The sequence below is a fragment of the Tenacibaculum aestuariivivum genome, assembly GCF_964507685.1.
GTDB lineage: Bacteria > Bacteroidota > Bacteroidia > Flavobacteriales > Flavobacteriaceae > Polaribacter > Polaribacter aestuariivivum.
The window spans coordinates 2,336,909-2,349,227 of record NZ_OZ208414.1 but is presented as its reverse complement, the minus strand read 5'-3'; the positions used below and the strand labels follow the sequence as shown (position 1 = coordinate 2,349,227).

The 12,319-nt window shown below is 28.9% G+C and carries 9 protein-coding genes and 1 tRNA gene; 7 read left to right on the top strand and 3 right to left on the bottom strand.

Going from position 1 to position 12,319, the window contains the following annotated elements:
- Positions 1-57: 57 nt before the first annotated feature.
- The 5 genes from ACN5J4_RS10550 (at position 58) to ACN5J4_RS10530 (ending at position 8,695) form a co-directional block, all read left to right on the top strand.
- The gene (locus ACN5J4_RS10550) at positions 58-2,250 is read left to right on the top strand and encodes a PepSY domain-containing protein (protein WP_418649944.1); all 2,193 of its coding nucleotides are present in this window, start codon (positions 58-60) and stop codon (positions 2,248-2,250) included.
- A gap of 177 nt (positions 2,251-2,427) precedes the next feature.
- On the top strand, positions 2,428-2,931 hold the full coding sequence (locus tag ACN5J4_RS10545) for a GbsR/MarR family transcriptional regulator (protein ID WP_233897819.1): 504 nt from the start codon (positions 2,428-2,430) through the stop codon (positions 2,929-2,931).
- A 44-nt stretch (positions 2,932-2,975) separates the two neighbouring features.
- Entirely contained in the window at positions 2,976-4,109 is a 1,134-nt protein-coding gene (locus ACN5J4_RS10540; RefSeq protein WP_233900904.1) for an efflux RND transporter periplasmic adaptor subunit, read from the top strand.
- 23 nt (positions 4,110-4,132) lie between these two features.
- Complete coding sequence (locus ACN5J4_RS10535; protein WP_418649943.1) at positions 4,133-7,270, top strand: efflux RND transporter permease subunit; 3,138 nt, start codon at positions 4,133-4,135, stop codon at positions 7,268-7,270.
- Between the two features lie 6 nt (positions 7,271-7,276).
- Positions 7,277-8,695, top strand: coding sequence for an efflux transporter outer membrane subunit (locus tag ACN5J4_RS10530; protein WP_418649942.1), 1,419 nt, complete (start codon positions 7,277-7,279; stop codon positions 8,693-8,695).
- A 251-nt stretch (positions 8,696-8,946) separates the two neighbouring features.
- Here ACN5J4_RS10530 and ACN5J4_RS10525 read toward each other — a convergent pair whose 3' ends face one another.
- Positions 8,947-9,951, bottom strand: coding sequence for an IS30 family transposase (locus tag ACN5J4_RS10525; RefSeq protein ID WP_418649941.1), 1,005 nt, complete (start codon positions 9,949-9,951; stop codon positions 8,947-8,949).
- Between the two features lie 199 nt (positions 9,952-10,150).
- Between ACN5J4_RS10525 and ACN5J4_RS10520 the strand changes: the two genes are divergently transcribed.
- Complete coding sequence (locus ACN5J4_RS10520) at positions 10,151-10,708, top strand: YqgE/AlgH family protein (protein ID WP_418649940.1); 558 nt, start codon at positions 10,151-10,153, stop codon at positions 10,706-10,708.
- Here the strand turns inward: ACN5J4_RS10520 and ACN5J4_RS10515 are convergent.
- Together ACN5J4_RS10515 and ACN5J4_RS10510 are read right to left on the bottom strand one after the other, a co-directional pair.
- Positions 10,705-11,535 (bottom strand): aminotransferase class IV, encoded by an 831-nt coding sequence (locus ACN5J4_RS10515; RefSeq protein ID WP_418649939.1) that lies wholly within the window; start codon positions 11,533-11,535, stop codon positions 10,705-10,707. The two genes, ACN5J4_RS10520 and ACN5J4_RS10515, sit on opposite strands and share 4 nt — an antisense overlap.
- Positions 11,536-11,632: 97 nt before the next feature.
- Complete coding sequence (locus tag ACN5J4_RS10510) at positions 11,633-12,016, bottom strand: START-like domain-containing protein (protein WP_418649938.1); 384 nt, start codon at positions 12,014-12,016, stop codon at positions 11,633-11,635.
- 102 nt (positions 12,017-12,118) lie between these two features.
- Between ACN5J4_RS10510 and ACN5J4_RS10505 the strand changes: the two genes are divergently transcribed.
- Positions 12,119-12,192, top strand: a tRNA-Met gene (locus ACN5J4_RS10505).
- Positions 12,193-12,319 lie beyond the last annotated feature (127 nt).

Sequence of the window (12,319 nt, the reverse complement as noted above, 5' to 3'; positions counted from 1 at the left end):
GTTTACCAAAGTATTAAAAAATATTTTTATACTACACACTAACAAACATATATTAAAGTGTTAAAAACAACAATTTCAATTTGGAGATATAGCCACTTAACCTTGGCTATATCTTCTTTCTTATTTATACTTATTGCCGCTATTACAGGTATGATTTTAACTTTTGAGCCCATTTCAAATCAGCTAAAACCATATGCGCTAAAAACAGATAAAATTACAATTTCAAAAACAATTGCTTCTTTAAAAAAAGAATTTGAAGAAGTAATTACCATAAATATTAACGAACATAATTTTATTACAGCTTCTGTAATTACTACAAACGGAAAAAATAAGACCTTTTATATCGATCCGATTTCAGGAAAAAAAATAAGCAATATTATTCCAAGGTTAAAGCTTTATAAATGGACAACTAATTTACATCGTTCTTTATTTTTAAAATCTACAGGGCGTTTTTTAGTCGGGTTTTTCTCATTTTTATTATTCTTAATTACACTAACAGGAAGCATATTAATTATCAAAAGACAAGGCGGCATTAAACAGTTTTTCACCAAAGTTATTAAGGAAAATTTTGCTCAATATTATCATGTAATTATCGGACGTTTTACCTTTATTCCAATACTCATAATTACCCTTACAGGCGTTTATTTATCCTTAGAAAAATTTAATATTTTACCTAAAACAACTATCAAACACACTTTTTCTTCGGACAAAAAGGTTGCTAAAAGTATTCTTAAAAAAACTCCTGTTGAAGAATTTGCTATTTTTGAAAACATAAAATTAAACGAATTAAAAAGTATTGAATTTCCTTTTTCTGATGCAATTGATGATTATTTTTTAGTAAAATTACACTCAAAAGAACTAATTATTCATCAATATTCTGGCGAAATTATAAGTGCTGAAAATTTATCTTGGACAGCTATTTTATCTAATTGGAGTTTATTTTTACACACAGGTAGAGGAACTATTATTTGGGCTACAATACTTTTACTTTCTTGTATTGCTATTTTATTTTTTGTGTATTCTGGATTTGCAATTGCCTTAAAAAGAAAACGTAAAAGTGTACTTCCAAAAAATAATATTTCAAAAGATGCTGCCCTAATTATCATCCTTGTAGGCTCGGAAACTGGCGAATCATTTAGAAATGCAACATCATTATATAATGCATTAATCATCAGTAAAAAATCCGTATTTATAACGCATCTTAACGCTTATACATCATATAAAAAAGCAACCCATTTAATTATAATAACATCAACTTATGGTGATGGTCAGCCTCCTATAAATGCTACTAATTTCTTAGATTTAATTAAAAAAATACCTCAACAAAACAAGCTGAAGTACGCCGTGGTCGGTTTTGGTTCTTTAGCATATAAAGAATATTGTAAATTTGCCATCACTATTGATAATTATCTTAAAAACAGTCCTGAATTCACGCCTATTTTACCAATTTACAAAATAAACAATCAAAATTTTGATGATTTTAAAAATTGGGTATCACAATGGAATGAAAAAACAAATAGTAGCATAATTTTAAAAGAAATCATCAGAAAACCTAAAAAACAACAACAATTTTCAGTTGTAAGTACAACAACTCTAAATATAGATGATTCTTTTTTAATTCGGTTAAAACCAACAAGAAAACACTCTTTTTCTTCTGGTGATTTATTAGCAATTACACCAAAACAAGATTCTATCGAACGCTTATACTCTATCGGTAAAATAGAAAATGATATTTTACTAAGTATCAAAAAACATGAATTTGGAATTTGTTCGAACCTTCTTTTAACTATTAAAAAAAATGAAATTTTAAATGCTAGAATACAAAAAAATAAAGATTTTAGATTTCCTAAAAAATCAGAAAACACTATTTTAATTGCCAACGGAACAGGAATTGCTCCCTTTTTAGGAATGTTACAAAACAACTCAAAAACACACTTATTTTGGGGCGGAAGAACGCAAGAATCATTCAAAATATATCAACCTTTTTTAACAAATTTAAATACTCAAAATATACATCTTGCGTATTCTCAACAATACAAAAATGACAAAAAACATGTTCAAGATATTCTTTTAAAAGATGCTGATTTAATCGCATCAACCTTAAAAAACAACGGAACTATTATGATTTGTGGTTCTCTTTCGATGATGAATGGCGTTTTAAAAACACTAGAAATCATCACTTTAAAAAAATTAAACACTCCTTTAGATAAATTTCAAAAATCAAATCAAATTAAAACTGATTGTTATTAATAATAATCAGTTTTAGTTTATCACCAACTCTTTTTACTACAAAAAACTAGTATTTATTTTTCTTATGCTACTATCATTATTTATTATTCGCTTAGTTCGGTTACTTCCGAACTAAACTGTATTTTTGTGAGCGATTTTACTTTTTAAAATCATATAAGAACCTTCAATTTAATAAAAATGAAAAAAGAAAGCTGCAAAGAAAAAATGGCTTTAGTAGAAAAATTAGGCGTGCATTTAGAAAATAGAGAACATTTAGCTCCTGTTGCTGCACGTATTTTATCGTACGTAATTCTAACAGGCAAAAAAGGAACCACATTTGAAGATTTGGTGAGTATTTTGTGTGCTAGTAAAAGTACTATTTCTACACATCTTAATCATTTACAGGATTTGAAAAAAATAGTGTATTTCACCAAAACTGGCGATCGTAAAAAATATTTTATCATCAATAAAAATAGTATTGTTCAACATGTTGATAAAATGGTCGAACAATGGAAAGAAATTAGAGAATTACACATAGAAATTAAACATTATAAAGAAATTCAAAATAATCATAAAATTGAAAATGATGATGAAAAATTTGAATTGAGTTTTCATAATGATTATATAAAATTTTTAGATGAAGCCACAGATTCTATCAGCCAATTAAGAACCAAAATTACAAGTAATACATTTAAAATCTAAACCAAATAAAACCTATACTAAACCTAAAATAAACTACGTAAAAAATGAAACAAAATAAGATAATGCTAGTATTAATAGTAAGTGCTTTTTCAATTTTTTCAAGTTGTGGGAATAAACAAGAAAAAAATAGCGCAAAAAAAAATACAACACCTCCTAGTTTTCCTGTAACCCAAATAACACCAAAAACAGTAACAAGTTTTAAAGAATATCCGACTGCTATTGAAGGGATTATTAATAGTAATGTAAACGCTAAAATGGGAGGCTATATTCAAAAAGTTTTGGTTGATGAAGGACAAAAAGTACGCAAAGGTCAAGTATTATTTAGATTAGAAACACAATCTTTAAATCAAGATGCCAGTGCAGCTAAAGCACGTGTAAATGTTGCACAAGTTGAAGTTGAAAAATTAAAACCATTAGTAGAAAAAAATATTATTAGTGCCGTTCAGCTAGAAACCGCCAAAGCAAATTTGGCACAAGCAAAAGCAAATTATAGCAGTGTAAATGCAAATATTGGATACGCTACCATTAAAAGTCCTGTAAATGGTTTTGTAGGCGCTATTAATTTTAGAGAAGGTTCATTAATTAATCCTAATAACTCTGTACCGCTTACCACTGTTAGTGATATTAGTAAAGTATACGCTTTTTTTAATTTAAATGAAACAGCATATTTAGATTTTTTACAAAATGCAACAGGTAAAACATTACAAGAAAAATTAACAAACTACGCAAAAGTAAACCTTGTTTTAGCCAACAATAGTATCTATTCTGAAAAAGGAACTATAGAAACCAGTACAGGACAAGTAAATAAAAATACAGGAACGGTAAGCCTTAGAGCTGTTTTTGATAACCCTAATCAGTTATTAACAAACGGAAATAGTGGTAAAATTCAAATTCCAACAATCTATAAAAACGCTATTGTAGTACCTCAGCAAGCAACTTATGAGCAACAAGGTAAAATAATGATTTTTAAACTAGATAATCAGAATAAAGTAACCGTTTCAATTATAAAAATAAAGGCTATTGTTGATAATTTATATGTAGTAGCTTCAGGCGTAGCGTTACAAGATAAAATTATTGTTGCTGGTGTTGGAAAATTGAAAAATGATATGATAATTACTCCAAAAGAGGTTTCTTTTGAACAAGCCATAAAACCGATACCAACATTATTTAAAAACTAAATAACTTATAAACACCCTACATCATGTTAAAAACATTTATTGAAAGACCCGTATTGTCTACGGTAATTTCTATTATTATAGTGATACTTGGTATTATAAGTATCTCCAGTTTACCAATAGAGGAATATCCTGATATTGCACCGCCAACAATTAAAGTAGTTGCTTCCTATCCTGGAGCAAATGCCGAAACAGTATTAGAAAGTGTAATTATTCCTATTGAAGAACAAATTAATGGGGTTGAAGGAATGACCTACATAACCTCTACTGCTTCCAATAACGGAACAGCAGAAATTACCGTATATTTTAATCAAGAAATAGATGCTGATATAGCAGCGGTTAATGTTCAAAACCGAGTAGCAAGAGCAAATCCGTTGCTTCCACAAGAAGTAAAACAAACAGGGGTAACAACTCAAAAGCAAGAAACAAGTGCTTTAATGTTTATATCAATGTATTCAAAAAATGAAGATTATGATGCTACATTCATACAAAATTACTTAAAAATAAATGTAATTCCTGCAATGCAACGTATTAGCGGAGTTGGTGATGTAAGTGTATTTTCTCAACAAGATTACGCAATGCGAATTTGGTTAAAACCAGAAAAGTTGGCCTCTTATAATTTAATACCTTCGGATATTATCACCGCTTTAAAGGAACAGAATTTAGAAGCTGCTGCAGGTTCTTTGGGTCAAAATAATGGTGAAGCATTTTCATACACACTAACCTACAGCGGACGTTTTAAAGAAGAAAAACAATATGAAGATATTATTATAAAAGCCTTAGGAAATGGTCAGTTTTTAACCTTAAATGATGTTGCAACCATAGAACTAGACGCACAGTCATACTCTTCAAATGCCATGAGTTTAGGAAATCCTGCCGTATTTATGGGGATTTTTCAAACCAAAGGTTCTAATGCTCGTGAAATTATTCAGCATATAAAAACAACATTAGCAACTGTTAAAAAAGATTTACCAGAAGGTTTAGATATTTTTGTACCCTACGATACTAGTTTATTTTTAAATGCTTCTATCAGCAAAGTAATAACAACTTTATTAGAAGCTTTTTTATTAGTATTTTTAGTAGTTTTTATCTTTTTACAAGATTTTAGATCAACCTTAATTCCTGCAATTGCAGTTCCTGTTTCTATTATAGGAACCTTCTTTTTCTTAAATGTTTTCGGATATTCAATTAATCTTTTAACATTATTTGCCTTAGTACTCGCCATCGGTATTGTAGTAGATGATGCTATTGTGGTCGTAGAAGCCGTGCATGCAAAGATGGATGAAGGTGAAAAAAATCCGAAAACAGCAACACTAACCGCCATGAATGAAATTTCTGGTGCTATTATATCGATAACTTTAGTAATGGCTGCCGTGTTTATTCCTGTAACATTTATAACTGGACCAACAGGTGTTTTTTATGAACAATTTGGAGTTACCTTAATTATTGCAATTCTTATTTCGGCAGTAAATGCGTTAACATTAAGTCCTGCTTTGTGTGCTATTTTATTAAAAACTCATAAGGAAGATCAAGAGTTAAAAAATAAAAGTACTTTACAGCGTTTTTACACACTTTTTAATCGTGGATTTAATGCCACTGTGGAAAGATATGGAAAATCATTAGAGTTTTTATATAAGAAAAAATGGGTGCCTGCACTGTTATTAATTTTGGCAATTGTTGGAATTTTTTGGGCATCAAAAACAACTCCAACAGGTTTTGTACCTAATGAAGATAGAGGAATTATTTTTGCAAATATCGAATTACCCGCAGGTGCTTCTTTAGATAGAACTGATGCTGTATCAAGAAATTTATACGATAAAATAAATAGTATTGATGGTATTATTGGTGTAAACTTTATCAAAGGACGTAGTTTAATTAGTGGAGCTGGAAGTAATTTTGGTTTTGGAATTATAAAACTAAAAGACTGGGGTGAACGAAAAACAACAGCACTTTCAGTAAAAGCAATTACAGGTAAATTATTTGGAATTGCCTCAACAATACCCGAAGCAAATATTATTTTCTTTTCGCCTCCAAGTATTCGTGGTTTTGGAAATTCAGCAGGTTTTGAAGTAAATTTATTAGATAAATTTGGAGGGAAATTTACAGATTTAGACAAGGCTAATAAAGAATTTTCAATGGCGTTAATGAAACATCCTGAAATTAAATACGCACAATCTTCTTTTAACACAAAATATCCTCAATATGAAATGGAAGTAAATGTTCCATTGGCAAAAGAAAAAGGAGTTCCTATTAATAGTATTTTTTCTACATTACAAGGATATATTGGTGGTATTTATGCATCTGATTTTTCAAAATTTGGAAAACAATTTAGAGTCTATATCCAAGCATCACCATATGATAGGGCAAATAAAAGTGCTTTAGATAACATGTATGTTAGAACCGAAAAAGGCGAAATGACTCCTATTACACAGTTTGTAAATCTAAAACGTGTGTACGGTCCACAATCAGTAACACGCTTTAATTTATTTAATTCTACAACAATATCTGGAGCTACAAACGATGGTTTTAGTACAGGTGATGCTATTCGAATAATCGAAAAAGAGGCCGCTAAATTACCGAGTAATTACACCATTGCTTATTCTGGTTTAACTCGTGAAGAAGTAAGTGCAGGAAATCAAACAACTTTTATATTTATATTAAGTATTTTATTTATATACTTTTTATTAAGTGCACAATATGAAAGTTATATTTTACCGTTAGCTGTTATATTTTCTATTCCTTTTGGAGTATTTGGAGCTTATATAAGTACAAAATTCTTTGGATTAGAGAATAATATTTATTTTCAAATTTCCTTAATTATGCTGATTGGTTTACTTGCTAAAAACGCCATCCTTATTGTAGAATTTGCGCTTCAAAGACGTCATAATGGTCAAACTATTGTAGCAGCGGCTATTCACGGAGCAAAATCTCGTTTACGACCAATTTTAATGACTTCTTTTGCTTTTATTTTAGGGTTAATGCCTTTAGTCTTAGCAAAAGGTGTTGGTGCAGAAGGAAATAATGCGATTGGTACAGGAGCCGCTGGAGGAATGCTTATAGGAACTATTTTAGGAGTTTTTGTAATTCCAGTTTTATTTATCTTATTTCAATGGTTACAAGAAAAAGTAACTAAAAAATCAGCAGTACAAACGATAGAAGTATAAAAAATCATGAAATTTACAACTAAATATATTTATTTTGGCAAAGCAATTATAGTTGCAATAATCTCATTAACATTACAAAGTTGTTTTGTTGCCAAAGATTATGTAAGACCTGAAATTAAAGAAAATGATTCTCTTTATAGAACCGATAATTTAGCTACGGATAGCATATCTATGGCTAATATTTCTTGGAAAAATTTATTTACAGATACATATCTTCAACAATATATTGAAGAAGGTCTTAAAAATAACATGGATGTTCGTATTGCTATTCAGCAAATGATTATCGCTCAAGCATACGCAAAACAAGGAAAAGCTGGATATTTACCATCAATAAATATTGGTGCAAATGTAACGCATCAAGAATTATCAAAAAATAGTCAGTTTGGAGCATTTTTAAGTAATACTTCTACCGATCAATTTGATATTAGTGCCAACTTAACTTGGGAAGCCGATATTTGGGGTAAAATACGTAGTAACAAAAGAGCTACACAAGCAGTTTATTTGCAAAGTGTTGCCGGACATCAAGCAGTAAAAACAAAACTTATTGCTAGTATTGCCACTACTTATTATAATTTATTGGCTTTAGATGCGCAGTTAGAAATAACCAAACAAACTATTTTAACTAGAGAAAGTAGCCTTGCGACCATCAAAGCTTTAAAAGATGCAGGACAAGTAACGCAAGTTGCAGTGGATCAGAATATCGCACAATTCAATAATGCAAAAGCTTTGCAAGTAGATATTGAAAATGCTATTTTTAAAACTGAAAATACCCTTAGTATTTTATTAGGTAAAACATCAACTAGTATTCAAAGAAGTAGTTTAGCTGTTCAAAAAAATGACCAAAATATCACGCTAGGGATACCTGCAAATTTATTACGAAATAGACCTGATGTTATCGCTTCAGAATATAATTTAATCAAATCATTTGAACAAACCAACATGGCTAAAAGTAGTTTATATCCTTCTTTGAAGTTAACTGCGGCAGGAGGTTTGCAAAGTTTAGATTTAGATAAATTATTTAATATAAATTCGTTATTCGCAAATATCGTAGGAGGTTTAACACAGCCGTTATTTAATCAACGGAAATTAAAAACCCAAAGAGAAGTTGCTATTGCTCAACAAGAAAAAGCATTGTTAGAATTTAAAAAAACATTACTAATTGCGGGTAATGAAGTATCAAATACGTTATTTTCTTATCAATCAGAAATTAAGAAATTTGAGTTTAGAAAAAAAGAAGTAGAAGCCTTACGTACTGCCGAAATGAACTCGGAAGAATTGCTTAAAAGTGGCTTTGCTAATTATTTAGATTTATTAACAGCCAGAGAAAGTGCCTTGCGTGCTGAACTAAATAGTATCGACAGTAAACGACAACAATTAGTGATTGTTGTTAATTTATATCAGGTATTAGGTGGCGGTTGGAAATAAAAATCAACATACTGTTAAATAAAAAACTACTAATTATACGCTAATTAGTAGTTTTTTATTTAACAGTAACAATTCAATATATTACTATATGTTAAAAACTTTATTAAACTAAATTAATATACTTTTAACAAAATTTTACATAAAAAAGCTAGATTATTTATTATAAATTTATAATTATTAAAATGTTTTTATAAAATATTTCTTGGATTCAATGTTCTAACGCAACAAAGCGTTGTTAATTTTTGATGCTACTAAGCTATGTTTTTTATTTCAATATCCATCATTTCTTTAGGGGTTTTGTACGCTATAATTTTCCGAGGTCTATTGTTTAATTTTTGTTGAATAATTTGGAGTTGATTTTCGCTAATTTCATTAAAATTAGTACCTTTAGGTAGATACCTTCTAATGAGTCCATTTGTGTTTTCGTTGGTGCCTCTTTCCCATGAAGAATATGGATGTGCAAAGTAAATTTTCATACCTGTTTTTTGCGTTATTTTTTGATGTCTTGCCATTTCAATACCGTTGTCATATGTCATTGATTTTTTATAAATAGGATTTAATTTATTTAATATTTTACTAAACTGATTGGCAACTTCCATCGCTTTTTTCGATTTTAGTTTGATGATTAAAGTGAACCTTGTTTTGCGTTCAACAATTGTTCCGATAGCACTTTTATGGTCTTTTCCAATGATTAAGTCTCCTTCCCAATGTCCAACTTCATCTCTAAGTTCAATATGCTTAGGTCTATTGTCAATACTGACTTGATTGCTTATTTTAGAACCACCACCACGTCTTTTTTTATGAGGTCTCCGCCTTGTTTTTTTACGAACTAGAAGTTTGATTAATTTTTTATTTAAACTAGCTTGTGGTCTGGTGTAAATGTGTCTATAGATAGCTTCATGTGAAATAGACATTATTGGGTTGTTTGGATATACCTCTTTGAGTCTTCCTGAAATTTGTTCCGGAGTCCAGTTTGATAAAAGCCCTTTATAAACAAAAAATTTGAGTAGGGAATAGGTGCTTATTTTATCAAGGTTTCTTTTGTTCGCATAATCATCTTTAGCGTTCCAATGTGCTAATTCAGCATCGTATTTATCTTCTTTATTTCGTACCCATTTAGATACTTCTCTAAAGATTGTTGAATGTGCTCTTTTTAATGTTTTAGCAATATAAGATTTAGACTTTTTTTCGTTTAAAAGAGTCTGAATAATCACTCTTTCTTTTAGAGTTAAACGTCTATGCTTTTTTATTTCCATTTTACAAATCTATAATTTTAGATTTGTTGCGTTAAGTTATTGAATGGAGCTTTTAGAATTTATTTTCTTTATAACAATACAGTATAAATAAACCGTACTTTAAAGTAATTATTTTTTATTACTTATTTAATATTTTAACACCTATGTTAAAATATTATTATTTATTTTACTTATTTTAGTGATATTAAATAACTAATATATGGTTTTACTTAAACCCGAAAAAGGCAGATTATTAATTGCGGAGCCTACTATTCTAAATGATAATAGTTTTAAGCGAACTATTATATTATTAACTGAACATACTTTAAAAAGTGTTGTTGGTTTCATACTAAACAGACCTTTAAATCATGTTCTAAGTGATTTAGTTCCAGATATAGATTGTAATTTCACGGTATATCAAGGAGGGCCTGTTGAACAGGATAACTTATATTTTATACATAAAGTACCCAAACTAATACCTAACAGTATTGAGGTTGCCAACGGTATTTATTGGGGGGGTAATTTTGATCTTTTAAAAGAACTTTTAATTAAAAATAAAATAAAATCAACAGATATTAGGTTTTTCTTAGGCTACTCAGGTTGGGAAAAAAAGCAATTAGATAATGAGTTAAATACAGATTCATGGTTTATTTCTGAAAATGATTATGATAATATTTTAGCTACCAAAAATGAAACTTTCTGGAAAGATAAACTACTCCAGAAAGGTGGTAAATATAAAATTTGGGCAAATGCTCCAGCTGATTTCCAAATGAATTAACCTGTTATAATTAATAAATCAAGGCTACTTTTTATTTTATTGGTTATTTTTCTGGTAAATACTTTCTTTCTATAACTAGTAACCGATTGAATACCGTTAATTGCATTTGTTATAAAAATTTCATCAGCCTTTTGTAACTCAAATGGAGAAATAATAGTTTCTTCAATAGAATAATTAGAATTTTTTTCTAAAATATCTATTACTTTTTTTCTTATAATTCCTTTTATACATCCCTCTGTTAGTGCTGGTGTTTTTATTATAGATCCTTTTATAATAAATAAATTTCCATTTATGGCTTCAACAACTCCTTTTCGCTCATTCAGCAATAAACAATTATCTAAATCATTTTCATCCGCAAAAATTGCTGCTAAAGTATTCAGCATTCTATTAGTGGTTTTAATAGTTGATAATAAACCAGAATAATTATAAAAATCTTTATACAAATCAATTTTACATATCTCGTTTTCTTTAGGTGAAAAAGGAATAGCATCAATTAAATAATCTATCTCATTTGATAAGGGGTTATATAATCCACCATCTTTTCTATATACAGTTAATCTAACTCTATAATTTTCAGATTTGGTAAGATCTTCTATTACTCTTAAAATTTCAGCTTGTAAGAACTCAAGTGTAAAATTCATTGGAATTTTCATACGTAACATTCGCATTGATGCCATCAATCTAAAATAATGGTCTTCAATAAAAACAACTTTACTATTTAATACTCTTACTGTTTCAAAAATGCCGTCTCCATACTTAAAAGCTCTATTGTCTTTTGACAACTGTAATTCTTGTACTGATATTATTTTTCCGTTAAAATTTATCATTCTTATAAATTAGATTACAAAATTACAATTTAGGTTATTATTAGCCATAAAAAAACTCGACAAAATGTCGAGTTTTTATTAATATAAAGATACCTAATTATGCACCTATATTATTTTTTAAACTTTCAATTTGGTTTTCCCATAACATTTTAGCCTCTTCTGCAGCTTCTTCATCTTCTGCAAAATCAGTAATAATTACAGCTACATCTTTTGTTAATGCATCTACTTGAATTTTAAATTCAAAATAACTTTCATCATCTTCACTTTCAAGCCATTTGAATTTTATGCGTTCATTATTTTTTTTTGCTAAAATTTCAGCTTCCTCTTCTGAATCATCCCAAGTAAAAGTAATTAATTTACCGCGAGAGTTAACTTTATCTGCAAACCACTCTTCTAACCCTGAAGGTGTTGCTAAGCAATTATATAACATGCTAGGTGATGCATGTATAGGAAATTCTAATTCGTATTTAACTTTAGTCATTTGTTTTTTCTTAGTTGGCAATATATATATTTATTTGTTAAAAAAAAATTCATTTTTTTATTGTGTAATTACAAAAAGGATGTATATTTGCACCCGCTAAGAGGCGAGATAGCTCAGTTGGTTAGAGCGCAGGATTCATAACCCTGAGGTCGGCAGTTCAAATCTGCTTCTCGCTACAAAAAGACTCTGAAACCATTTTAAATGGATTTCAGAGTTTTTTTTTAAAATTAAAACTCCTTAACATACTTATTTTTAATATCTTTTTTACGTTACTGCTATTTCTATAATTTAATTTAAAAAACA